Origin of the sequence: Mesorhizobium sp. M0239 (genome assembly GCF_040321815.1) — a bacterium.
In the GTDB taxonomy this organism is placed as follows: Bacteria; Pseudomonadota; Alphaproteobacteria; order Rhizobiales; family Rhizobiaceae; genus Mesorhizobium.
The window spans coordinates 288,158-312,117 of record NZ_JAMYSG010000001.1 but is presented as its reverse complement, the minus strand read 5'-3'; the positions used below and the strand labels follow the sequence as shown (position 1 = coordinate 312,117).

At 62.8% G+C, this 23,960-nt stretch carries 25 protein-coding genes; 11 read left to right on the top strand and 14 right to left on the bottom strand.

The features are described 5' to 3' along the window. Positions 1–50: 50 nt before the first annotated feature. The 4 genes from NKI99_RS01480 to NKI99_RS01465 form a co-directional block, all read right to left on the bottom strand. Positions 51–638 (bottom strand): histidine phosphatase family protein, encoded by a 588-nt coding sequence (locus NKI99_RS01480; RefSeq protein WP_352439986.1) that lies wholly within the window; start codon positions 636–638, stop codon positions 51–53. Positions 639–684: 46 nt separating this feature from the next. Beyond that, positions 685–1,503, bottom strand: coding sequence for an enoyl-ACP reductase FabI (gene fabI / locus NKI99_RS01475; RefSeq protein WP_023808634.1), 819 nt, complete (start codon positions 1,501–1,503; stop codon positions 685–687). 106 nt (positions 1,504–1,609) lie between these two features. Beyond that, entirely contained in the window at positions 1,610–2,539 is a 930-nt protein-coding gene (locus NKI99_RS01470; protein WP_127290894.1) for a DnaJ C-terminal domain-containing protein, read from the bottom strand. Positions 2,540–2,671: 132 nt separating this feature from the next. Then, positions 2,672–3,133: an RT0821/Lpp0805 family surface protein gene (locus NKI99_RS01465; protein ID WP_023808636.1), complete on the bottom strand. Its 462-nt coding sequence runs from the start codon at positions 3,131–3,133 to the stop codon at positions 2,672–2,674. A 77-nt stretch (positions 3,134–3,210) separates the two neighbouring features. On the opposite strand from NKI99_RS01465, the gene pdxH reads away from it, so the two are divergent. Then, complete coding sequence (gene pdxH / locus NKI99_RS01460) at positions 3,211–3,828, top strand: pyridoxamine 5'-phosphate oxidase (RefSeq protein WP_023808637.1); 618 nt, start codon at positions 3,211–3,213, stop codon at positions 3,826–3,828. Positions 3,829–3,831: 3 nt separating this feature from the next. Here the strand turns inward: pdxH and NKI99_RS01455 are convergent, their stop codons facing one another. Continuing rightward, positions 3,832–4,584, bottom strand: coding sequence for a crotonase/enoyl-CoA hydratase family protein (locus NKI99_RS01455; protein ID WP_023808638.1), 753 nt, complete (start codon positions 4,582–4,584; stop codon positions 3,832–3,834). Positions 4,585–4,604: 20 nt separating this feature from the next. Beyond that, positions 4,605–6,374, bottom strand: coding sequence for an acyl-CoA dehydrogenase family protein (locus NKI99_RS01450; protein WP_352609433.1), 1,770 nt, complete (start codon positions 6,372–6,374; stop codon positions 4,605–4,607). Positions 6,375–6,709: 335 nt separating this feature from the next. Here NKI99_RS01450 and NKI99_RS01445 point away from each other — a divergent pair, with 335 nt between their 5' ends. The 4 genes from NKI99_RS01445 to NKI99_RS01430 all read left to right on the top strand — a co-directional run bounded on the left by NKI99_RS01445 (position 6,710) and on the right by NKI99_RS01430 (position 10,218). Next, positions 6,710–6,877, top strand: a complete 168-nt coding sequence (locus tag NKI99_RS01445) for a hypothetical protein (protein WP_023808640.1) — start codon at positions 6,710–6,712, stop codon at positions 6,875–6,877. Positions 6,878–7,211: 334 nt separating this feature from the next. Next, a complete protein-coding gene (locus NKI99_RS01440; RefSeq protein ID WP_352609431.1) occupies positions 7,212–8,330 on the top strand; it encodes a glycosyltransferase family 9 protein in 1,119 nt (372 codons plus the stop codon). A 401-nt stretch (positions 8,331–8,731) separates the two neighbouring features. Then, positions 8,732–8,977, top strand: a complete 246-nt coding sequence (locus NKI99_RS01435) for a hypothetical protein (RefSeq protein WP_352609429.1) — start codon at positions 8,732–8,734, stop codon at positions 8,975–8,977. 131 nt (positions 8,978–9,108) lie between these two features. Continuing rightward, positions 9,109–10,218, top strand: coding sequence for a glycoside hydrolase family 25 protein (locus NKI99_RS01430; RefSeq protein WP_352609468.1), 1,110 nt, complete (start codon positions 9,109–9,111; stop codon positions 10,216–10,218). A gap of 14 nt (positions 10,219–10,232) precedes the next feature. On the opposite strand, the gene purD is transcribed toward NKI99_RS01430, so the two are convergent. Then, positions 10,233–11,510, bottom strand: coding sequence for a phosphoribosylamine--glycine ligase (gene purD, locus NKI99_RS01425; RefSeq protein WP_023808644.1), 1,278 nt, complete (start codon positions 11,508–11,510; stop codon positions 10,233–10,235). 281 nt (positions 11,511–11,791) lie between these two features. Beyond that, entirely contained in the window at positions 11,792–12,607 is an 816-nt protein-coding gene (locus NKI99_RS01420) for a phytanoyl-CoA dioxygenase family protein (RefSeq protein ID WP_352609426.1), read from the bottom strand. 89 nt (positions 12,608–12,696) lie between these two features. Between NKI99_RS01420 and NKI99_RS01415 the strand changes: the two genes are divergently transcribed. Further along, complete coding sequence (locus tag NKI99_RS01415) at positions 12,697–13,608, top strand: LysR family transcriptional regulator (RefSeq protein ID WP_352609424.1); 912 nt, start codon at positions 12,697–12,699, stop codon at positions 13,606–13,608. A gap of 68 nt (positions 13,609–13,676) precedes the next feature. Then, a complete protein-coding gene (gene ubiA, locus NKI99_RS01410) occupies positions 13,677–14,660 on the top strand; it encodes a 4-hydroxybenzoate octaprenyltransferase (RefSeq protein ID WP_023808647.1) in 984 nt (327 codons plus the stop codon). 36 nt (positions 14,661–14,696) lie between these two features. Here ubiA and NKI99_RS01405 read toward each other — a convergent pair whose 3' ends face one another. The 3 genes from NKI99_RS01405 to NKI99_RS01395 all read right to left on the bottom strand — a co-directional run bounded on the left by NKI99_RS01405 (position 14,697) and on the right by NKI99_RS01395 (position 17,863). Beyond that, positions 14,697–15,263, bottom strand: coding sequence for a DUF6101 family protein (locus tag NKI99_RS01405; protein ID WP_023808648.1), 567 nt, complete (start codon positions 15,261–15,263; stop codon positions 14,697–14,699). A gap of 186 nt (positions 15,264–15,449) precedes the next feature. Beyond that, positions 15,450–16,880, bottom strand: a complete 1,431-nt coding sequence (locus tag NKI99_RS01400) for an FAD-binding oxidoreductase (RefSeq protein ID WP_352609422.1) — start codon at positions 16,878–16,880, stop codon at positions 15,450–15,452. Then, complete coding sequence (locus NKI99_RS01395; protein ID WP_352609419.1) at positions 16,877–17,863, bottom strand: L-threonylcarbamoyladenylate synthase; 987 nt, start codon at positions 17,861–17,863, stop codon at positions 16,877–16,879. Before NKI99_RS01395 ends, NKI99_RS01400 begins: the two co-directional genes overlap by 4 nt. Before the next feature lie 191 nt (positions 17,864–18,054). Between NKI99_RS01395 and NKI99_RS01390 the strand changes: the two genes are divergently transcribed. Together NKI99_RS01390 and NKI99_RS01385 are read left to right on the top strand one after the other, a co-directional pair. Beyond that, positions 18,055–18,537: a hypothetical protein gene (locus NKI99_RS01390; protein WP_352609417.1), complete on the top strand. Its 483-nt coding sequence runs from the start codon at positions 18,055–18,057 to the stop codon at positions 18,535–18,537. A 179-nt stretch (positions 18,538–18,716) separates the two neighbouring features. Then, a complete protein-coding gene (locus NKI99_RS01385; RefSeq protein WP_023808652.1) occupies positions 18,717–19,106 on the top strand; it encodes a hypothetical protein in 390 nt (129 codons plus the stop codon). Between the two features lie 160 nt (positions 19,107–19,266). Here NKI99_RS01385 and NKI99_RS01380 read toward each other — a convergent pair whose 3' ends face one another. Beyond that, positions 19,267–19,494, bottom strand: a complete 228-nt coding sequence (locus NKI99_RS01380) for a hypothetical protein (protein ID WP_502895878.1) — start codon at positions 19,492–19,494, stop codon at positions 19,267–19,269. Positions 19,495–19,603: 109 nt separating this feature from the next. After that, positions 19,604–21,979, bottom strand: coding sequence for a glycine--tRNA ligase subunit beta (gene glyS / locus NKI99_RS01375; protein WP_128302475.1), 2,376 nt, complete (start codon positions 21,977–21,979; stop codon positions 19,604–19,606). Between the two features lie 195 nt (positions 21,980–22,174). On the opposite strand from glyS, the gene NKI99_RS01370 reads away from it, so the two are divergent. Next, positions 22,175–22,351 (top strand): hypothetical protein, encoded by a 177-nt coding sequence (locus NKI99_RS01370; RefSeq protein WP_164755492.1) that lies wholly within the window; start codon positions 22,175–22,177, stop codon positions 22,349–22,351. A 3-nt stretch (positions 22,352–22,354) separates the two neighbouring features. On the opposite strand, the gene NKI99_RS01365 is transcribed toward NKI99_RS01370, so the two are convergent. Further along, positions 22,355–23,275 (bottom strand): glycine--tRNA ligase subunit alpha, encoded by a 921-nt coding sequence (locus tag NKI99_RS01365; protein WP_056581147.1) that lies wholly within the window; start codon positions 23,273–23,275, stop codon positions 22,355–22,357. 218 nt (positions 23,276–23,493) lie between these two features. Here NKI99_RS01365 and NKI99_RS01360 point away from each other — a divergent pair, with 218 nt between their 5' ends. Beyond that, the gene (locus NKI99_RS01360) at positions 23,494–23,955 is read left to right on the top strand and encodes a GNAT family N-acetyltransferase (RefSeq protein ID WP_023808656.1); all 462 of its coding nucleotides are present in this window, start codon (positions 23,494–23,496) and stop codon (positions 23,953–23,955) included. The last annotated feature ends 5 nt before the right edge of the window (positions 23,956–23,960 follow it).

Here is a 23,960-nt window from a genome sequence, read left to right as displayed (position 1 = left end):
TGAATGCAGTATTTGCGGTTCAGCTTTCGCCGAGCCGTGTGCGAACTGGCCTAAAGCCACTCCAGACTCTTGCCTTCGAGCTTGAGCAGGCGATCCTGCGGTATTTCCAGGTTCGCTGCCTCGTCCTCGGCCAGCCCCAGAACGAAGCGAAACAAGGTGCGCATGACGCCGCCATGGGTCACGCATATCGTCTGGCGTTCGATCTCGTCGAAGCATGGCCTCACCCGTTCGAGCAGCATCTGATAGCTCTCGGCGCCTTCGCCGGGCGGCTGAAAGTTCCACTTGTCCAGAGCCCGCGTCATGCTCGCTCCGGGATACCGTGTCTCGAGCTCGGGAAAGGTAAATCCCTGCCAGTCGCCGAAATTGACTTCGACGAGGCGCGGATCGGTTCGATAGGCACCCGGATCGAGCTCCATCGCGGCGCGAATACGCTGCATCGTTTCGCGCGTCCGTTTCATCGGACTGGCGAGGAAATCGAATTCCCAGGGGTTTGGGACCAACGCGGCTAGCCGAAGCCCGTTTCCGGTCGCCTGTTCGCGGCCAAGAGGGTTGAGATCGGTGTCGGCCTGCCCCTGAAGCCGGAATTCGGCGTTCCACGCGGTCTGGCCGTGGCGCGCGATATAAACCAGCGGGTACATCAGGTCTTCCGGTGCGGGATCGGGACGGACGACGGTTGGCCGGGCGTTAGTCCTTGACCGTCGAAATATCAGGTGCGTCGACCGCCTTCATGCCGACGACGTGGTAGCCCGAATCGACGTGATGCACTTCACCGGTGACGCCGCGCGACAGATCGGACAGGAAATAGACGCCGGAATCGCCGACTTCCTCCTGCGTGACCGTCTGCTTCAGCGGCGAATTGTACTCGTTCCACTTCAGGATGTAGCGGAAATCGCCGATGCCGGAGGCGGCCAACGTCTTGATCGGACCGGCCGAAATGGCGTTGACGCGGATCTTCTTGGCGCCGAGGTCGACCGCCAAATAGCGCACGCTGGCCTCGAGCGCCGCCTTGGCGACACCCATGACGTTGTAGTGCGGCATCACCTTTTCGGCGCCGTAGTAGGTCAGCGTCAACAGCGAGCCGCCATTGGTCATCAGCGCCTCGGCGCGCTTGGCAATGGTGGTGAAGGAATAGACCGAAATGTCCATGGTGCGCAGGAAATTGTCGCGCGTCGTCTCGACATAACGGCCGGTCAGCTCATCCTTGTCGGAGAAGGCAATGGCGTGGACGAGGAAATCAAGCTTGCCCCAATGTTTGGCGACATTGGCGAAAACCTCGTCCAGGCTCGCCGGATCGGTGACGTCGCAATGGCCGGCGACAAAGGCGCCCAGTTCCGCCGCCAGCGGCTCGACGCGCTTCTTGAACGCCTCGCCCTGATAGGTCAGCGCGATCTCGGCGCCATGGTCGACGCACGACTTGGCGATGCCATAGGCGATCGACCTGTTGTTGGCGACGCCAAGAATGAGGCCGCGCTTGCCGGCCATTAGGCCCTGTCCACCCGCCATGTGAGCGCTCTCCGCAAGATTTCAGCTTTGTGGGTTGCCCTATCGCACAGGCACAGAGCCCCTTCAAGCGCTCAAAACGGACAGTTCAGGGGACAAAAGCCGCCGATCAGCCTTTTTGGCTGCGCAACAGCGCTTCGAGCGCGCTGTCGCCTCCTTCCGGCAGCATGATCCGCACATGGGCGTAGAGGTCGCCATGGCCGCCGGCTTTTTCCGGCAGGCCCCTGCCCTTCAGCCGCAGGACCTTGTCGGAACTCGACCAGGCCGGAATGTTGACCGCAAGCCTGCCGGTCGGCGTCTCGACCGGCACCTTGGCGCCGAGCACCGCATCCGCCAGTGCCACCGGCAGATCGGCGTGCAGGTCGCGGCCCTCGATGCGGTAGCGTGGATGGCGGCGCAGATGGATCTTGACCAGCGCGTCGCCTGGCTGGCCCGGCCCCTGCTCGCCTTGGCCTTTAAGGCGGATGGTCTGGCCATCCTCGACATAGGCCGGCAGCTTGACCGCCACCTTGCGGCCGTCGGGGAACATCGCCGTCACCTTTTCGGCGGTCGCCGCTTCCTCGATGGTGATGTCGAGCGTGACGTTCAGATCGGCTGCTGTTGCCTGCTGGCGACGATCGCCCATGCCGGGACCGCGCGCACCCGAAAAGGTGTCGCCAAAAATCTGGCTGAAGATGTCGCTGTTGCCGTCGAACGGATCGCCACCCGGTCGGCCGGAGCGGAATTCGAACCGCGAACCGCCCGGACCTTGCTGCCGGCGAAAGCCGCCAAAGGGATCGCCGCCACCGGCAGCGCCTTCAAAGCCCTGGAATCGCGGCTTGCCGTCGGCGTCGATCTCGCCGCGATCGAAAGCAGCGCGATTCTTTTCGTCGCCGACGATCTCATAGGCCTGGTTGGCCGCGGCAAAACGGTCCTTCGCCTTGGGATCATTCGGGTTCTGATCCGGATGATGCTTCTTCGCGAGTTTCCGGTACGCCGATTTTATATCCTTGGCCGATGCGTTCTTGGCAACGCCCAGCACCTCATAGGGGTCGCGCATGCTTACTGCCCTGGAGAAGAGTTGAGTCTCTAGCTGCCCCCTATATGCGCTCGCATAGGAAGAAATTCCAGTGCTGGAGCCGCATATCAGACGCGGAAATCAGAGCCGGTCCGATCGACTTGCGGATCAGGCTCAGAGTGCCTTGAAATCCTGCATGCGCCAGCCGCCGGCGCTGGCCAGGCACAGTTCGCCTTCGAACATGGCAACGCCGTCAAAGCTTTCGCGCGAGGCCTTGAAGCGGCGGCAGGTCTGGCCGTTGTCCTTCAATTCCGCCAGATCGGTGATGGAACCGCGCGAGCCGGTATCGGCATTGGCCCATGGGACGGCCTGCCCGCCGAGCTGCTCAATGTCGGCCGAGGAGACTGCATTGCCGATCGTCGTCTGGTCGGAGTCGCGATCCAAATTGGCCGGCGCGGCCGAGGCCGACGTGCTGCTGGTCAGAATCGAGCGGTCGACTTCGGCTTTTTCCAGGCTGAAGCCGCCGGCGCCACACGCGGCAAGCGGCAAGGCGACCGCCACGATCGCGGCTTTCGCGCTGGCCGAAGCGATAACGCTCCATTGCCTGCTGTCAAAAGCTTGCGCGATACGCGACAATCGGCAGCCTCCCCCTTGCTTCGTTAAGAATCTTGGTTTTGTAAGAATCTTGGCTTCGTGACAATTTGAGAAAAACTATGAGTGACACTGAGTTAACAAGCGGTGACTTTACCGAGGCTGCCGAGCCGTTTCGCCTCTTTGCCGCATGGCTGGACGACGCAACGAAAAGCGAGCCGAACGACCCCAACGGCGTGGCTCTGGCGACCGTCGATGCCGACGGCATGCCGGATGTGCGTATGGTGTTGCTCAAGGGATTCGATGAAGGCGGGTTTGTCTTCTACACGAATTTCGAGAGCGCCAAGGGCCAGGAGATTCTTGGCAGCATGAAGGCGGCGATGTGTTTCCATTGGAAGTCGCTGCGTCGCCAGGTGCGCATTCGCGGACCGGTGGAGATCGTCAGCGACGCCGAAGCCGACGCCTATTACGCGACGCGGCCGCGCGGCAGCCGCATCGGCGCCTGGGCCTCGAAACAGTCGCGACCGCTGGAAAGCCGCTTTGCGCTGGAAAAGGCGGTGGCAGAATACACGGCACGCTACCCGGTCGGCGAGATCCCGCGGCCAAAGCACTGGTCCGGCTTCCGAATCGTGCCCAGCACCATTGAGTTCTGGCACGACAGGCCGTTCCGGCTGCACGACCGGCTCGTTTTTACGCGCAGTGCGAAGGACGGCTGGGACAAGACACGGCTTTATCCCTGAGGCTCAGGCCTTCTTTCTCGTCATGAACGCGGTGAGCGCGGCGCGGGCCTCATCGGACTTCAGCCGCTCGCGAAAATGCTCGCTTTCCTCGCCGATGCGGGCGACGAGGTCGTCTCGCGAGCCACGCATCAGGTCGCGCGCGATCTTCAGCGCCTGCGGCGGCTTGGCCGCGATCTGCCCGGCCGCCGCCAGCACCGAGGCCTCCAGCGCTGCTTCCTCGACCACCTCGTAGATCAGGCCGGCGGCCTTCGCCCGTTCAGCCGAAAAGCCTTCGCCGAGGCCGAGCAGCGCGAAGGCACCCTGCTGCCCGAGGATGCGCGGTGCCAGCAGGCTCGATCCCGCCTCAGGCACCAGGCCAAGGTCGACGAAAGGCGTCCTGAACACGGTGCGTGGCGTGGCGAAGGTCAGGTCGCAATGCAAATTGAGCGTGGTGCCGATGCCGACCGCGATGCCATCGACGCCGGAGACCATGGGTTTTTCGACCTTGGCCAGGGCCATCAGGAAATCCCAGACTTCGGTGCCGCCGTCGCCGCCGGTGGCGACGACCATGAAGTCGGCAAGGTCGTTGCCGGAGGAGAAAGCGCCGGGCACGCCGAGAAAGACGTGGGCGCGGATCGCCGGGTCGGCGTCGCCTTCGGCCAGGGTTTTTGACATTTTCGCATACATGGCGCGCGTCAGCGCATTCTTTTTGTCCGGCCGGTTCATGCGGATAATCTGGATGGCGCCCTGGCGCTCGACGAGGATATGGTCTGTCACGGTGTTTTCCTTGTGAAACGTCAGGCGGAGACGAGCGTCTTGCCGGCAGCGGCGAGGCTTTCGGCGCCATCGATGACGCGCGCCCTCAAGGCGCTGACCTCGCCGAGCAGGTTTTCGGCAAAGAAACGGCAAAGCGCTATGCGGTTGTGATCGGCAAGAGCACCGCGCGCCAGATAGGCGCCGCCGGCGGCAAGCGAGATCAGCCTGAGATAGGGCGTGGCGCCTGCCAGCGCCTCTTCCGACCGGCCATCGGCCGTCAGTTTTTGCAGGAAGCGGGTCGCTTCGCTGAGATCGCCAAGTGCCGCGTCGAGAGCGTCGGCGGTGCGGCCGAAACCCTGCATGTTCGAGGTCCGCACCGCTGCGGCCATACCAGCCAGTTCGGCGATGTAACCATGCACATGGTCGCCACCGCCGAGCGGCAGCTTGCGCATCACCAGATCGATCGCCTGGATACCGTTGGTGCCCTCGTAGATCGGCGCGATGCGCGCGTCACGATAGAAGGCGGCCGCTCCCGTCTCCTCGATGAAACCCATGCCGCCATGAACCTGGAGGCCGAGTGAGGCAACTTCGACGCCGATATCGGTCGAGAACGCCTTTGCCAGCGGCGTCAGCAGATTGGCACGGTCGCGCCAGTGTGCCGCCTCGTCACCGGCGGAGACTCGGGCCATGTCGATGGCGTGGGCACAGGAATAGCTGATGGCGCGTGCGGTTTGGGTCAGCGCCTTCATGGTCAGCAGGTTACGCTGGACATCGGGGTGATGGACGATAGGCGCCATACCCGTGCCAGTGTAGCTCGCGGCCTTGCCCTGCCGGCGCTCATTGGCATAGGCGATCGCCTTCTGCGTTGCGGCTTCCGCGACCGCTACCCCCTGCATGCCGACACAAAGCCGCGCATTGTTCATCATGGTGAACATGCAGGCTAGCCCCTTGTTCTCCTCGCCGATCAGCCAGCCGACGGCGCCGGGTTCGGCACCTTCGAAGCCGTCGCCATAGATCATGGTGCAGGTCGGTGAGGCATGGATGCCGAGTTTATGCTCAAGTCCGGAACAGAAGACGTCGTTGCGCGCGCCAAGCGCGCCATCGTCGCCGACCAGGAATTTCGGCACCAGGAACAACGATATGCCGCGCGTGCCGGCCGGCGCGTCGGGCAGCCGCGCCAGCACCAGATGGATGATGTTGTCGGTGAAATCGTGCTCGCCATAGGTGATGAAGATTTTTTGGCCGAAGATGCGGTAGCTGCCGTCACCCGCCGGCTCGGCGCGGGCGCGCAAGGCGGCGAGGTCCGAACCGGCTTGCGGCTCGGTCAGGTTCATCGTGCCCATCCAGTCGCCGGAGACGAGCTTTTCGAGATATTTGGCCTTGAGGTCTTCGGAAGCGTGTTTGTCGAGCGCCTCGACCGCGCCCATGGTCAGCGTCGGGCCGATGCCGAAGGCCATGGCGGCGGAGTTCCACATTTCGAGCGCGGCCACGCCGAGAATGGTCGGCAGCGCTTGGCCGCCATATTCCTCAGGCCCGGAGAGCGCGTTCCAGCCGCCATCGATCCAGCGGCGATAGAGTTCCTTCCAGCCGGGCGGTGTGGTGACGGCAGCGTCCTTCAGCACCGCACCTTGCCCATCGCCGATCGTGTAGAGCGGTGCGACCTCTTCAGTGGCGAAGCGGCCGGCCTCGCCAAGAACGGCATCGACCAGATCCTCGCCGAGATCGCCGAAGGTGCCGGCATCGAGCGCCGATTTCATGCCGGCCACGTGCTTGAGCGTGAAGGCGATATCCTCGACCGGTGCCCTATACATGCCGCTCACTCCTCCTGATGCATCGGCCCGCCCAACCCTAGAGCCGGTGCCGCTGCAAAACCACCCGCCGTATCAGCGGTCTCCCACCTTTCCTCAAAAACGGCAACTAAGGCCCGCGATGCCGGGACTACCAAAACATCGCCGCCCTCGCTAATGGCTCGCCCCTACACTTTCCCCACAGCGCGTCAGCTCGAGCCGGGCGAATGATCGGCGCCTGCCTGATCTCCCCGCGCTACGTCACACAGCGTCAGCACATGGGATCGAGTCGATAGTCGCGACACGAGATCGCTCCAAGGACAAACACGCGCCCATCGCGCTATTGTTCGGCGTTCGCGATGCCCATGCCCGAATGCTTCCTGACGTCGGGCGTGTGGCTCGATCCGACGGCGCCGTTGGCGGGCCGTGCCGCCGTTTCGTGGCGCGAGATCGGTGGCCATGGCGGAGCATCCGCGCCGTACTTGGAGGCGATGCGCCATGATCTGCATCACTGCCTTTATCAATGAGCCGAACGTCCAAGCCATGCGATGAACACAGCGAGAACATGGCTCGCGATCAGGGGGGACTACTTGTGGGTGATCCAATCCAACAAAACTTCGATCTGCTCGCACCGACATGCATTGAAAGCGCCAGAACCTATAAGACTAGCCCTATTTACGATAGCAATTGCTGGTTTCGATCAATGTTGCTTCGCGCACCGCAAAACCTTAAAGACCGATGCGGCAAGGGCTTGTATCGGTTCCTATGATTCGAAAGGGAGTACGGCTCTTATTCCATGGCGCCGTTATCTCGGCGGATAGGTGAGATCGTGACAAAGTCAAAATGGACTGCAACGCGATCATGAGCCCAAAATCTGGCAATGAAATTCGCTCGATATGCATTGTCCAAACAAAATTCCTGGGTGATGTCACGCTGACATCTGCTTTGGTCCGCAATCTACGCCTCGCCTATCCCGACGCTTCGATAACAATGATATGCGCGCCTGGCCTTAAGCAATTCATTGTCGCGCAACAGATTGCCGACGTGGCGGTTGGCTTTGAAACCGGGGGCAGAGGAAGGACTCCGCTTAAGCGATTGACCGACTATTATGCCCTTATTTCTGCTCTGCGGCGTCAAAAATTCGATCTCAGCATCGATCTTACCGATACAAAAACCTCACGGATCATGCACCGTTTGACCGGCGCCCCACTTCGGGTTGGCTTCGATCCTCCCGAGCGTCCGTTTAAGTTCTGGGAAATTCAGATGGCAAACGTCCTCGCGCCGCCGTTCGGCCATGGTGGCTCCCATTATCTCTACAGATACCTGTCTCCATTGGGCGCCCTCGGGTTAGCGATTCAAAACCCAACCCCTCGGCTGCAGCCCACCAAGATTGCCCAAGAGGAGTGTGCCAGGCTTCTTTTCGAAAACGCCTTGGCGAAGAAATCATACGTGGCTGTGCATGCGGGCGCGAGGTCCGAGGGGCGTCGTTGGCCGCCGCAACATTTTGCCGCCGTCATTGATGAGATCTACGCCAAAACCGGGCTGCGGTCTCTGATCATCGGTGGGCCTGACGAAAGGCCCGTTGCGCAAAGCATAATTGAAGCGGCAACATCGCCGGTGGCCACTGTCGTCGGAAAGGCCTCGCTTGAAGTCCTTGTCGCGTTGTTGACAGAAGCGGCAATTTTCCTTGGCAATGACAGCGGCCCGATGCACGTTGCAGCCTCTGTTGAAACTCCGGCGGTGGGATTGTTCGGTCTGCAGTCTCCTGATCTATGGGGCCCGTTTGGTATCCCCAACAAAACGCTCCGGCCGCCCATGCCTTGTCCATGTATCGCTCCAGGTGTTTGTAAAGAATACAACCCCGGTGGGGTCTATTGTGTTCAGCGGCTTCAGGTTGCTGAAGTCGCAGAAGCGACACTCGATTTCATTGAGACAAGCGGCTCTCGACCGACCCAAACTACGATGCGCGTAATTACCTAGCATTGATCCGCGACGTCATCGAACTGACGTGCCCCTCGATGCCGTTCGATCACCCACGCGATGCGAGATCGTTTCTTCGGCCGTCTCGTAGCTCACGTCCGTCTCGTCGCCAAGATACTCGTGCAAGCTCGACCTGAACCCATGAACGGTCACGTCGCCGGGCGTCAGATGCAGGATGCCGGTCCTGACAGTGCTTGGCTTCGCGCCTCGCGAGCCGCTAGGAAGATGTACGCCGCATCCCGATACGGAGGCAAGCTGCTCCCGGAGGATGGTCATGGCGCGCACATTTTTTGTAAGCCTCAAATTTGTCACGCGGATTTTGCAATCGGGGCGGCGCGTATTAAGTTCAAGCCATGCCGGATCGACCGGCGTGAGATCAGAACCAGCAACCGGAACCGCCCATGCTTGCCAGACCCGACGCCTATCGCTGCATCGAATGCGGCCTGCCCTATCGAGCGGAGGGGTTCTGCTACCATGGGGGCAGACTGGACCACGGTGCCGCCTACTGGTCGGATCGCGGCATATGGTGCTCCCCGCAATGCTCTCTGGCCCATCACCGCAAACGCGCCGCCGAAGGCACGCTGCGGCAAGAGCCCGCGCCCGATCCGTTTGGATTCGAGCCGCTGATGCGACGCCAGCTTTTCTGAAGCCGGCCTCCCGAAAGCAAATCCTTAACCATGACGGTTCAGGATTTGCCTTTGATCAACGGGGATTCCCTGTTTTGAAAAGGACGGTGCGCCTTCTTCGCCGCACAGCGCTCCTCGCTCTTGCGGCGACGATGGCGCTTTCGACGGCGGCAACGGCCTCGGATTTTTCCGAGCCGTGGAAGAACGCCGACCGCGCTCTGGTCGTCGATGCCTACGAATACAATTCCATCGACTGGGCCCAGCTCGCCACCGACAAGCGGGTCGTCGGCTTCATCAACAAAGCCTCCGACGGCATGCCGCCGGCCTATTTCTGCTTGGGCAACGACATCGAGGTGAAGCTTTGCAAGGCGCTGTGGAAACGTCATGCGGTGACGCGCGAACTGTTCCAGACGCGCAGGGTGGTGGCCAAGGCACTCGGCCTGAAATGGGGCGCCTATCACCTTGCCCGCCCCGGCAATCCGGTCGAGCAGGCCAACAATTTCCTCGATTTCGCCGAGCCTGCGCCGGACGATCTCATGGCTCTCGACATCGAGGGCAATGATCCCTCGCAATGGATGTCGCTTGACGACGCCGAGGAGTTCGTACGCCAGGTGCATCGCCGCATCGGCCGTTTCCCGGTGCTGTACACCAACGGCAAGACCGCCCAGTACATTGCCGACAACAGCTACCGATACCGGCTCCTGTCGCGGCTGCCGCTCTGGTATGCGCGCTACACCAACGACATCGACGTGCATTTCCCGATGGGCAACTGGCAAGGCTACGCACTTTGGCAGTTTTCGGCGCAAGCCAATTGCGGCCGTTTCCGCTGCCCTTACAGGGTTGCCGGCACGCCTAACGACATAGACGTCAATGTCGCGCCGACAGACGCCGCCACGCTGCGCGCGCAATGGCCGTTCGGTGGGCTTATCGACGTGCCGCCGGACTATCTCGCCTCGATACCGCTTCCGGTCTCACGCGAGGCCGGCCTCGCCGGCAATGTCACCATCACCTTTGCGTCTGTGGCCGCGCCGCCGACTTTCGAGGACATGGTTGCAGCGTTGGGCACACGCTGGTCCCGTTTCCGCGACGGCTTCCGCATGCCAGTCGTGAAGACGGTGCCCCGGAGACCGAGTTTCGGCATTGTCCAATATGTCGCCTGGAAGCGGACCGAGCGGCGTTCGCCCGCACAACTCGACGCTGCCTTTGCCTTGTCCGATCCGCTCAGCACCGCTTCCACCGAACTCGATCGCGGCCAGCGGTGAGCCAACGCGGAACTTCAGGTTCCCTGTTCGCGCGCCACGGCCTGCCAGCCGATATCGCGGCGGCAGAACCCGTCCGGCCAATCGATGCGGTCAAGCGCGGCATAGGCTCGTTTCTGTGCCTCGCCGACCGTGGCGCCTGATGCCGTCACGTTGAGGACGCGGCCGCCATTGGCAACCAGCGCGCCGCCATTGATGGCGGTACCGGCGTGGAATATCTGGACGCCGTCGCTCGCCGCGTCTTCGACGCCGCGGATGACCGAGCCTTTTTCCGGTGTTCCGGGATAGCCTCTCGCCGCCATCACCACGGTCAAGGCCGCCTCGTCGCGCCAGCGCACCGAAGTATGCGCAAGCTGGCCGTCGGTCGCCGCGTTGAGCAGGACCAGCAGATCGTCCTTCAGCCGCATCATCAGCACCTGGCATTCCGGGTCGCCGAAACGGGTGTTGTATTCGATCAGCCTCGGTCCCTTGTCGGTGATCATCAGCCCGGCAAACAGCACGCCGGAGAACGGCGCGCCAAGTTCGGCCATGCCGCGCATGGTCGGCTCGATGATCTCGCGCATGGTGCGCTCGACCAGTTCCGGCGTCATCACCGGGGCCGGCGAATAGGCGCCCATACCGCCTGTGTTGGGGCCAGTGTCGCCATCGCCGACGCGCTTGTGGTCCTGCGCGGTGCCGAAGGGCAGCGCGGTGTTATCGTCGCAGAGGCAGAAGAAGCTCGCCTCCTCGCCGGTCATGAATTCCTCGACCACAACTTCCGCGCCGGCAGCGCCGAAGGAACCATCGAAGCAGGCATCGAGTGCTGCCTGTGCTTCACTGAGCGTCATGGCGACGGTGACGCCCTTGCCGGCAGCGAGCCCGTCGGCCTTGATGACGATCGGCGCTCCGGTCTTTTCGACATATGCCTTGGCCGAGGCCAGATCACTGAAGCGGCCATAGGCGGCAGTCGGGATGTCGTAGCGGGCACAGAGGTCCTTGGTGAATCCCTTCGAACCTTCCAGCTGTGCGGCAGCCTTGGAGGGACCGAAGACGCGGATATTTTCGGCGCGCAGATCGTCGGCAATGCCGGCGACCAGCGGCCCCTCCGGACCGACCACCACGAGGTCGATTTTTTTCTCCCGGCAGAACGCGGCCACGGCGGCGTGGTCGGCTAAATCCAGCTTCACCAGCTCAGCCTCGCTGCCGATGCCCGGATTGCCGGGAGCCGCATAGAGCTTTGTCAGCAGCGGTGATGCGGCAATCTTCCAGGCGAGCGCATGTTCGCGGCCGCCGGAGCCCAGAAGAAGAACGTTCATGGCCACCTCTTGATGCCGAAATTCTGCTCTGGCGGCCATCTGATGGCGTTTTCTGCGCTTCCGTTGCTCACGGACCAAATGTCCGCTCCGCTACGGTTCTCGAAACCACCACCATATGACTCGCCAGCGCGAATTTCGAAACAGTCTCTTGGAGCACCCGCTATTGCTCTCCGGGCGACGGGTCAAGGCATCAGGGTGTTTTGATCGGAATTGCGCACGGGAACGTTACCCCAGCCAGAATATGGGCCTCGAATACCGGCGCTCATATTCTGGCTGCCGCCTCAGCCCTGGTAGACCACCGGAAACCAATCCTCGCGCAATCTCTGTCCCGGCTGCATGCCATGGCCATGATAGGGCGGCGAGGTGCGGCCCGGCCGCTCGACATAGCGCGCATCGTCACCGACCCAGCGCAGCGACAGCGCCCGGCGCCGCGCCGCGGTCATATTGCCACGGGCGCCGTGCGCGGTCCTGAAGTCGAACAGGATGGCGTCGCCCGGCTCCATTTCCCATTCGAGCACCTTCATCGACGGATCCTGGTCGGGATCGGGCACCGGCAGATAGTCGCCCTCGCCGGCATAAAAGTTGCTGTCGTCGAGCCAGCGCACGGGCAGGATCATCTTGTCCCATTTGTGCGAGCCGGCGATCAGGCGCAGCGTCGCTTCCTTCACCGGGTCGATGGGAATCCAGAAGCTCACCGTCTGCCGGCCATCGACGAAATAGTAGGGGATGTCCTGATGCCAGGGCGTCGGCTTCTGCGTGCCGGGTTCCTTGACCAGCACATGATCGTGGAAGAACTGCGCGGTGCGCGACTGCATCACCGCCGCCGCCAGTTCGGCGGCGGGTGAGTCCCGCACCAAGCTGACGAATTCGGGGATGCGCTCCCAGTTGCAGTAGTCATCGAAGAAACTGCCGCGGCCGTTGGCGATGTCGGATGCGGTGGCGCTGCGGTTCTGCATGTTGCGTTCGATGCCGGCGGCAATCGTGTCGACCCAGCCCTTGAAGGCGCCGCGGATGCAGACAGCGCCGTCACGCTGATAGTCGGCAATCGTGGACGCGCCGATCATGGTGGCATCGATGGTGGCAGTCTGGGAAGCCATGGCGTTTTCCTCTTGGAATGAAGCCATTATCGCAACACCTATTCATTCGGTAAAATAATAACTTTCGATCTGACATATAGAGTGCCTCTATGAGCGTGACCCTGACGCAGCTGCGCTACCTGGTTGCCGTGGCGCGTCACGGTAGCGTCACCGGCGCGGCAAAGATGCTGAACGTCTCTCAGCCGTCGATTTCGGTGGCGATCGACGCGGTCGAAAAGAATTTCGGCCAGAAGCTGTTCGTCCGCCAGCGCGGAAGCGGCGTGTCGCCGACATCGTTCGGCCGCGCCGTCGTGGCCAAGGCAAGGCAGGTTCTCACCGAAACGGACGAACTCGTCGGCCTGGGTTCAAGCAAATCGGCTGTCAGCGGTGAGTTGGTGCTGGGATGCTTCGAGGATCTGGCGCCTTTCTTCGCGCCGGCTTTGATCCGCGCCTTCTCCGAACGCCATCCAGCCGTCAAAATCGTCGTTCGCGACGAGACGTTCGAGACCCTGGGACGACGGCTGGGTGATGCGGCCATCGATCTCGGCCTGACTTATGATCTCAGCCTGCCGACGCATTTCGCCCGCATCCTGCTGCGCGAACTTCGGCCGCATGCGCTGTTGCCGGCGGGCCATGCCCTGGCGGATCGCCCGTCGGTCAGCCTTGCGGATCTTGCCGCCTATCCGCTGATCACGACGGACCAGCCGCACAGCTGGCAGCACATGCTCGACCTGTTCCGCAGCCGCGGCCTTTCGCCAGCGGCCGACATGACGACGAGCTCGTTCGAACTGCAGCGCAGCATGGTCGCCAACGGCTTCGGCGTCGCGGTCAGCTATACCCGCCCGCACGGCGACCGCAGCTATGACGGGCTGCCGCTGATCTGCAAGCCGCTATCCGATCCGCTGCCCATGCAGCGGATCCTGCTCACCTATGACACGCATCAGCGTGTATCGAATGCAGCGCTGGCCTTCGTCGAGGTGGCCAGGGACTGGTTCGCCACCCGCGACATCTTTGCCTCGTGAAAGGCTGACGTGCACCACTCTCCCGCTTGACGCTTGACGGTTTCTGCCGCTGCTGCCACTCCATGGACATGGAAAACATCCAGTCGAAAGCGGCCCAGGGCCGTGTCGCCGATGCTCCGAACGGCCATTGGGTCTACCGCGTGCTGCCGCGCTCGATATGGCCCTATGCGCAGCTTGCCCGATGGGACAGGCCGATAGGCTGGCAGCTGCTGCTGTGGCCGTGCTGGTGGTCGGCGGCCTTGGCGGCAAGCGCCTATCCGCGTCCCGGCGACCCGCTGCTCTCACTGCTGCCGGCACCAGTGTATCTCGTGCTTTTCCTGGTCGGGGCCATCGCCATGCGTGGCGCCGGCTGCACCTACAACGACCTCGTCGACGAGGACATCGACAGCCAGGTGGAGCGCACGCGCTCGCGACCGCTGCCGTCGGGCAAGGCGACCCGCCGGCGGGCATGGCTGTTTCTCGTCCTGCAGGCTCTGGTCGGCCTCGTCGTGCTCATCCAGTTCAACAGCTTCGCCGTCCTGCTCGGCATCTGCTCACTGGCGGTCATCGCCATCTATCCATTCATGAAGCGGATAACCAACTGGCCGCAACTGGTGCTTGGCCTTGCCTTTTCCTGGGGCGCGCTGATGGGATGGGCGGTCGAGTTCGGCGATCTCGATGGGCCTGCCATCATGCTTTATATCGGCTCGATCCTGTGGGTGATCGGCTACGACACGATCTACGCGCATCAGGACAAGGAAGATGACGCCATCGTCGGCGTGCGCTCGACGGCACGCTTGTTCGGCGACAACACCAAGTCGTGGCTGGCAGGGCTTTATGGTGGCGCGCTGATCTGTTTTGCGATCGCCTTCGCGTCGGCGCAGGCGCCGGTGGTGGCGCTGGCCGGGCTGATTGCCGCCGGCGCCCATATGGCGCGGCAGATCGCGGTTCTGGATATCGACAATCCGGACCAATGCCTGCGACTGTTCAGGTCGAACAACCAGGTCGGCTGGCTGATCTTCCTCGGCCTGATCGGCGGCGCTGTGTGGGTGGCGCTGAAGCCGCTGGTTTAGCGGCTTCCCGTTTCAGCATTCCCAGCGGGATCATGCTCAGTCGCGCGAAATAATCTCCTGGCCGTCGATGACCAGCCTGAGACCGAGGGCGCCTGCTCTGCGGCGAGCGAGGAAACGCGGGCGGCGCGTGTTCGAAATCCGCCCCTTGCGCCTATCCTGCGGCGGCAGCGTCTTGATGGCGGCGCCGAGCGATTCTTCCAGGGTGCGGGCGACGCCGTCCGATTCGATCAGCAGCATCGGCAGACGGTAAGCGTCGGCCCAGGCGCGCCAGTCGGCTGCGACATCGTCGAGATCGTCGGCCACAAGCAGCGGCACCGACAGCATCGGGTCGTTGTGCAGGAGTTCCAGGGTCACCGTGACATTGCCGTCCGGGTCTTCCATGGCGCGGGCGGCAACGCCGCGGAACGCATTGGCGGGCAGAACGATGATCGCGGGCAGGCCGCTCATCTCGAGCAGGCGGCGGATCACGGCGCCGCGCTGGTCGATGGTGAAGGTTACATCGCCGTAGTCGTCGCGAGTCGCGTAGCTCACCACTTGCGGCAGGCGGAATGGGTCGAGACGCATGTTGCGTCCCGCCCAGACTGGCTTCAGTCCGGTGTTCATAGAGTGGCCTTCCTGTCTGTCTCCTGAGAGCCGGTGTCCGGTTCTCTCCGGGCCGGTTTTTCCAGCCTCGTTTGTATGGAGACAGTAGCGCGGGCTCCTTACCGCCCCGCTTAAGAAAGTCGGTTAAATTTTGCTGATCTCAGGGATGGTTATCGGAATCCCACCAGCCACAAGATGTCGAAAGGATCAGATAACCTTACCCGGATTCATGATGCCGGCCGGGTCGAAAGCGGCCTTAACCCTTCGCATCAGATCGATCGCCATCGGCGGCGCGGTGGCGATCAGTTCGTCGCGTTTCAACTGGCCGATGCCGTGCTCGGCCGAGATCGAACCGTGCAGGCTGCGCACCACATCGTGCACCGCCTTGTTCATGGGATGATAGAGAGCGAGGAACGCCTCATCGTCGCCGTCGACGGGCCGCGAAATGTTGTAGTGGAGATTGCCGTCGCCCATATGGCCGAAGCAGACGACGCGGGCACCGGCGCTCACCGACGCCACGGCGCCGGCAGCCTCCGCGATGAAACGCGGAATCGATGCAATAGGCACCGAAATGTCGTGCTTGATCGAGGCGCCCTCCGGCTTCTGCGCCTCGGGCAGCAGCTCGCGGAAATTCCAGAAGGCATCGCCCTGCGTGAGACTCGCGGCAATGACGGCGTCGCCGACGAATTCCTGTTCAAGGCCGGCCGAAAGCACGTCCTCGATCAAGGCTCTCGAATCCTCCGATGAACGACCGGACGAAATCTGCATCAGCACGTACCACGGCCAGTCCTCGATCAGCGGCCGCACCACGCCCTGGGCATGCGCCAGCGTGAAATCATAGGGCCGCTTGCCGATCAGTTCGAAAGCGGTGAGTGCTGCCCCGGCACGATCCATGGCCAGGCTGAACAGCGAAAGTGCTGCCTCTGGCGACGACAGGCCGGCGAAGGCGACTTCGCGCCCCTTCGGCTTCGGGAACAGTTTGAGCACGGCGGCGGTGATGACGCCGAGCGTGCCTTCGGCACCGACGAACAGGTTTTTCAGATCGTAGCCGGTGTTGTCCTTCTTCAGCTTGCGCAGGTCGTCGAACACCTCGCCGGTCGGCAGCACCACCTCGACACCGAGACAGAGTTCGCGCGCATTGCCATAGGCAAGCACGCCGGTGCCGCCGGCATTGGAGGAAAGATTGCCGCCGATCTGGCAGGAGCCTTGCGCGGCCAGCGACAGTGGGAACAGCCGGTCGGCGGCGTCGGCCGCCTCCTGCAGCGTCTGCAGGATGACACCGGCCTCGACCGTCACCGTGTTGGACAAGACATCGATTTCACGGATGCGGTTCAGCCGCGACAGCGACAGGACGATTTCGCGCCCGGACCTGTCCGGCACCTGGGCACCGACCAACCCGGTGTTACCGCTTTGCGGCACGATTGGCGTGCCTGTCTCGGTCGCCAGCCGCATGATCCGGCTGACTTCGTCGACGCTGCCCGGCCGCAGCACCAACGATGTCGCGCCGTGCCAGAGCCCCCGTCGCTCAATGAGGTAGGGCGCGATATCGCGCTCGTCGCGCAGTGCATATTTGTCGCCGACGATCGCCGTGAAGCGATCTATGAGAGCGGGATCGAGTGTCTCTGTGATTTCGGTCATGGGGGAAAACTATGTTGCGGGTTGTGGATGTCACGAGGCGCGGCGGCACGCGACAGCCGATCGTTGATCGCTTCGCCGAGCCCGTCGAAGGGAATAGGCTCGACGGCGATGGTCCGCGCGCCGCTGCGGTCGAGCTCCTGCATATAGGCGAACAGATTGCTCGCCGCTTCGCGCAGGTCCCCGGTTTCGGATAAATTGAGGAAGGCTTCGGCGCGGCGCCAGCCTTGCGCCCTCTGGCTGCCGAAGCCGAGCAAAGCCTCGCCCTCGCCGACCGTGCCGGCATGGAGCCGCATCGCAGCACCTGGCGCATAGTGCGAGGCAAGCATGCCCGGCGCCTCGATACCGGCGATGCCGCCGCGCAACAATTCCATGCCGATGGCCGCCTCGATCTCCGCGGCGGCGATGCCGCCGGGCCTCAGCAGCCGCAATCTGTCCCCCTCGGCCTTGAGAATCGTCGATTCCAGCCCGACCGGCGTCGCCCCGCCATCGACCACCAGCTTTATCCGCGCACCGAGATCGGCGGCCACCGCTTGCGCGGTCGTTGCGCTGATCCTGCCGGATGAATTGGCGCTGGGCGCTGCAAGCGGGCGGCCGAGCCTGGCGATCAGCTCGCCGCCAAAGCCCCTCGGCATGCGCAAGGCAATCGTATCGAGCCCGGCGGTGACCAGCGGATGGATGCCGTTGCCGGGTCGTTGCGGCAGCACCAGCGTCAGCGGACCTGGCCAGAATGCCAGCGCCAGTTTCCTGGACAGCGGATCGAACAGCGCGAGGCGCTCTGCCATCGCCATATCTGCGACATGAGCGATCAGCGGGTTGAAGCGCGGCCGGCCCTTGGCCTCGAAAATGCGCGCCACACCGATGCCGTTGGTGGCGTCGCCGGCAAGCCCGTAGACGGTTTCCGTCGGGATGGCGACGACATCGCCCTCCCTGAGCAGCGCCAGCGCCCGCTCCAGCGCCTCGCCCGAGCCAAGTATTTCAGCCACTCTCGTCACCTCACAGATGCGGGGTGCGTAGTACGACGGCGGCCGTTGGGCAAGTCGCTGTTGGGTAACCGATTGTTGGCGAGCAGGAGCATTGGCGATTTATCAATCCCTAAAATGCTATGTTTCCACGAAAGCCGGCATCAATTCTGGCCTGCTATCGAACAGCTTCTGGGCAAAGGGGAGCGATATCAGTGTCTGCGCGTATCTTGTTGGGTATCATTCTTGCTGCTGCGGCCGGCGAAGCCCAGGCGTCATCCCTGGTTTTTCCAGGCACGCCATCCTCCACACCATCGATCGTCAGGATCGGCGCCCCCAACCAGCCTGGAACCGCCGATGCAGTCAACGCCAGCGATGCGCGGTCGGTGGTGGCAATAGGGGAATCGCAGCCCGACGTCACCGATGAAAAGGTAGCGGCGATCCCGGACAAGCCCGCGACCGGGCACGGCTTCCAGCCAGGCCCGATGGTCATTCGTGGCGGCGTTACCGGTCCCGACTTCCCGGCACCGGCGCCAACCGCTGCACCAGCGACAGGTACTGCGCCGGCCGCTGGCACGGCGCCGGCAACGGCCACCGCCTCCGCAGCCCCCTCGGGGACCGAGAACCAACCCACCCCGCCGAGTCCCCCGGCGCCGGCTGCAGGTCAGCGCATGCCTCCCAACGGCTACACCAAATAGCCCCGGCTTGAAGACAGGCTGACATCGATGGCGTGACTTGACGGCGGTCTGGCGCCCGGCGCACCATTGCCAAGCAAACCCCGTTTCGGTTTATGTCAGCCGCAGGACGCCATCGCCTGTATTTCGCCAGGCGGTTTTGGCAGACGGGATTTCATCACTAGGGGGTAAAGGGGGGGACCATGAGAAAAGCTGGAATCGTAACCGGGGCTGGCCTTCTGCTGGCGTCACTGCTTGGCGTCGTCGCAGCTCACGCCGACGACATGCTGGGATCTTATGTCGCGCGCATTTCCGATCGCGACCATCAGGCGAGTGACGGCTATGCGCTGGACAATGCCGCGCAGATGGTGCGGCAGGACCGCGCCAACTGGCACAAATTCCACCGCCGTGACAGCGACGACGAGGGTGATGGCTGGTTCAGGACCAACGGCCAGCGCGCCGACCTGCAACGCATGCTGGAACGCGGCGGCGCGATGAGTTCCTCGACCAAGCGCGCCATCGTCAATGGCGAACCGCTGATCCAGGTCGATGTCTACGAAAACAGCGTGCGCGTCAGCATTCTCGAGAACTGACCGGGCCGTCGCCCGGGGCGGCTGACAGTCGGCTTCGGGGACGACTGACAGGGAAAGGCGGCGCCTCAGCACCGCCTTGCCATCGATGGAACCGGCGGCTGAAAAAATCAGGCCGCTTCTTCCTTGTCGTCATCTTCTTCGGACTCGTCGCCTTCAGCCTTCACGCTATCCTCGGCGTCGTCTTCGTCTTCGTCCTCGTCGTCTTCATCTTCGTCGTCATCCGAGAGCGTGGCAGTTTCGGTGGACTCTTCGCGTCGTCATCAGACAGGTCAGCGGCTTCGACCGCTGCGGCGGCGGCATGATCGAGGATGGTTTCGGAAGCGGATTCAAGCGCCTCGGCGGAAGCCGGGGTTTCTTCTGTCACTTCGATGTCGTGATCGGAATTCATAGAAGCCTCCGTGGGGTTGGGGAACATGTCCCTTTTGCCACGGAGAGATCATCGCCATATGCCTGTAAGCCGGCTCGAACGGCCGGCGGCAAAGAATATTTTCTTCGCCTTAACCTGCGATCTTCGAGAAATCCGCGACCTGGCCGGTGGCCGCGCGGATGCGGGCGAGCAGCGCCAGGCGGTTGGCACGCACCGCCTGATCCTCATCGTTTACAAGAACATGCTCAAAGAATGAATCAACCGGTTCGCGCAACACGCTAAGCGCCAGCAAGGCGGCGGAAAAGTCATCGTTTTGAATCGCTTCGCCGGCTTGCTTCTCAGCCTGATTCACCGCCGCAAACAGCGATTTCTCGGCATCCTCGCGCAAGAGTGCCGACTCAACGGTTTCGGCGACCACCGTTTTCTTCTTCTCCTCGGCGGCCAGAATGTTGGCCGCACGCTTGGTGCCGGCGAGCAGGTTCTTGCCATCCTCGGTGTCGAGGAAGGAGCCCAGCGCCTCGACCCGGCGCACGATCTGCAGCAGGTCGTCATTGGACGATTGGCCAATCTCCCCCCTTGTGGGGGAGATGCCCGGCAGGGCAGAGGGGGGTACTTGGCGCTGAGAGGACGGCGGGACAGCGCCCCCCTCTGTCGGCTTCGCCGACATCTCCCCCTCTAGGGGGGAGATCGGGCGCGAACCTGTCGCCAGCACCGCATCGATCAGGTCGTGCCGAGCGCCTTGATCGCGGAGGTAGACCTTTAGGCGATCGTGGAAGAAGGCCAGGAGGTCGCGATCCCCAGACTTTCCGTCGCCGGCGTGCGCCCGTGCACTCACATAGTCGCCACCCAACTTGACCTGCTCTTCAGCGTGCCGGCGGTCGATCTGGTCTTCAATGATTCTTCGATGTTCAGCTACGATCGAAAGAAGGCTTACCGGCGTCTCGTTATCCAGCACCAGCCTCACCACCCCAAGAGCAGCTCTGCGCAGTGCGTAGGGATCCTTCGACCCGGTCGGCTTTTCATCGATCGCCCAAAAGCCGACCAGCGTATCGAGCTTGTCGGCGAGCGCGACAGCGACCGACACTGGATCGCTCGGTACGCGATCGGACGGGCCCTGCGGCTTGTAGTGTTCCTCCGCTGCAGCGGCGACCGATGCATGCTCGCCCTGAAGCAGCGCATATTTGCGACCCATAGCGCCTTGCAGTTCTGGGAACTCGCCAACGACTTCGGTGGTGAGATCGGCCTTGGCCAAGACGGCAGCGCGCCGCGCCAGTGCCGGATCGGCGCCGATGATCGGCGCCAGTTCCTCGGCAAGCCGCGCAATCCGCTCCACCCGTTCGCCTTGCGTGCCGAGCTTGGCGTGGAAAGTCACGCCGAGATGGTCGAGGCGGGCCATGCGCTGGTCGAGCGGCTTCTTGAGATCAAGCCCGAATTTTTCCGCCGATGCCTCGAGCTCACGCAGGTCAGGCAAGTCGCCCTGGTCGGTCGTCCAGAAATAGAGCGCATCGGACAGGCGGGCGCGCACCACCTTGCCATTGCCGTGGGCGATCTCCTTGCCGCCATCCCTCGCTTCGATATTGGCGGTGAGGATGAAGCGATTGGAAAGCGCGTCGTCGAAACCCTGCGGCCGCGTCACAAAGCACTTCTGGTTGGCGCGAATGGTCAGCCGGATCACTTCGGCTGGAATGGCGAGGAATGCCTCCTCGAACTCGCCCATCAGCACGACCGGCCATTCGACCAGCCCGGACACTTCCTCCAGCAGCCCTTCGTCCTCAACCAGATCAAGCCCGTTGGCGAAGGCGAGATTGCGGGCATCGGCAAGGATGATCTCCTTGCGCCGGTCGGCATCGAGCACGACCTTGGCCGCTTCCAGCTTGGAGACATAGTCGTCGAAGCGGCGCACCGTGATGGCATCCGGCGCATGGAAGCGGTGGCCATAGGTGATGTTGCCGGAGCGAATGCCGTCGATCTCGAAATCGACCACGACAGGCTCCTCTGTTTCCGGGCCGAAGGTGCACAGGATCGATTGCAGCGGCCGTACCCAGCGCAGTGAACCGGGCTTGGCCGAGGCCGGCCCCCAGCGCATCGATTTCGGCCACGGAAAATTGCGGATGATGCCCGGCACCAGTTCGGCGATGATCTCCTCCGCCGCCCTGCCCGGCTTCGAAATGTGGGCGACATAAAAATCGCCTTTCTTCGGATCGGAATGGACATGCGCCTCGGCGATCGAGGAAAGTCCGGCCTTGCGCAGGAAACCCTGGACCGCCTGTTCAGGCGCCGATGTCGAAGGCCCCTTGATCTCTTCGCTTATATCCTTCGAGCGCGCGGTCAGGCCCCTGATGTCGAGGGTCTGCCGCCGCGGCGTCCAGTACTCGCGCGCCGCCTCATAGGTCAGTCCCGCCTCGACCAAACCGTCGGTCAGCATCTTCCTGAGATCACCCGCCGCCTTGCGCTGCATGCGCGCAGGGATTTCCTCGGAGCGAAGTTCTAGAAGCAGGTCAGGCATCGGGGTCAGCTCATGCGGGAGAGTGGTCCGGGCGGGGCATAGCAACTCGGCTGGCTGCTGTCACCCTTTACACAAATTTTGACCGCCCTGTCGGGACGAGACCACGCCACCCGTCCTTGGATCAAAGATTTCCATGAACCGAACGCAGCGCTGAAGCGACCCACGCTCAGGCAGGGAACATTTGGCTCAACGATCATGAAAACGGCATCCAGACTTCTGCAGATCCTCGCACTCGGCGCCTGCTTCACCGCGCAGGCTCACGGTGCCTTCTCGATGCCAGGCGTTCGACAGGCATTGCGCACGATCGACGGTGCCAGCAGCCAGAACATACTGCCGATCAAAGCTTCCTTCGAGATGATGAAGCGGGCCTGAGACTCAGGCCGCCAAGCCACCCGCCTGCGTCTTCAAAAATGCCTCACCGCAAGCCTTGGCCAGATTGCGCACCCGCAGGATATAGCTCTGCCGCTCGGTGACCGAAATCACGCCGCGTGCGTCGAGCAGGTTGAAGACATGGCTGGCCTTGATGCACTGGTCGTAGGCCGGGAAAACCATGCGGTGCATCGGCAGATTGTCGTTCGATGCCGGCGCGCCGGCGTCGAGCAGCGCCTTGCACTCGGCCTCGGCGTCCTCGAAGTGGCGCAGAAGCATCGCCGTGTTGGCGTATTCGAAATTGTGGCGCGAATATTCCTGCTCGGCCTGCAGGAAGACATCGCCATAGGTGACCTTGTCGGCGCCTTCGCGGCCGTTGAAATTGAGGTCGTAGACATTGTCGACGCCCTGCACATACATGGCCAGCCGCTCCAGCCCGTAAGTTAGTTCGCCGGCCACAGGCGCGCATTCGATGCCGCAGACCTGCTGGAAATAGGTGAACTGCGAGACTTCCATGCCGTCGCACCAGCATTCCCAGCCGAGACCCCAGGCGCCCAGCGTCGGGCTTTCCCAATCATCCTCGACGAAGCGGATGTCGTGCAGCAGCGGATCGACGCCGATCGCCGCCAGCGAGCCGAGATAGAGCTCCTGCAAATTGGGCGGGTTCGGCTTCAGGATCACCTGGTACTGGTAATAATGCTGCAGCCGGTTCGGGTTCTCGCCATAGCGGCCATCCTTGGGACGACGCGAGGGTTGGACATAGGCAGCGTTCCAGCGTTTTGGGCCGAGCGCGCGCAGCGTCGTTGCCGGATGAAACGTGCCGGCGCCGACTTCCATGTCGTAGGGCTGCAGGATGACGCAGCCATAGGCCGCCCAATAGTTGTGCAAGGTCAGGATCAGCCCCTGGAACGAGCGGCTGGGATGCATATGGGCGGGGATTTCAATTGTCACGGGTGGCCTCGACAGCACAGGCTAGCTTGCCGGCACGTCCTAGAGACCCAGCAGCAAAGCGTCAAGCAAAGCACGCCGATGCCGTCACCCCGACATTATGGACAATGTTGAAAGCTTTGCAGGGGCTGGCCCATTGCCCATCTCTCGGGCCTACGCTCTGTTTGCCTGTGCAGCAACGACAACAGGTTTCAGCCATGCCCAGCCCGATCGTCATCCGCCCTGTCGCGCGACAGGATTTCGAGCAATGGCTGCCGCTGTGGGATGGCTACAATGCATTTTATGGCCGCTCGGGCGAAACGGCCCTGCCGGGTGAGATTACCCAGATGACATGGTCTCGTTTCTTCGATGCCTATGAGCCGGTCCACGCGCTGGTGGCCGAAGGCGAGGGACAGCTTCTCGGCCTCGTGCACTATCTCTTCCATCGCAGCACCACGGCGATCGCACCGAATTGCTATCTGCAGGACCTTTTCACCACGCAGGCATCGCGTGGCAAAGGCATCGGACGGGCGCTGATCGAGGGCGTCTACGAGCGCGCCCAGGCGGCCGGCTCGGGCCGCGTGTACTGGCTGACGCATGAGACCAATCACACGGCGATGAAGCTTTACGACAAGGTCGCCGAACACTCCGGCTTCGTCGTCTATCGCAAGCTCTTCTGAGGCAG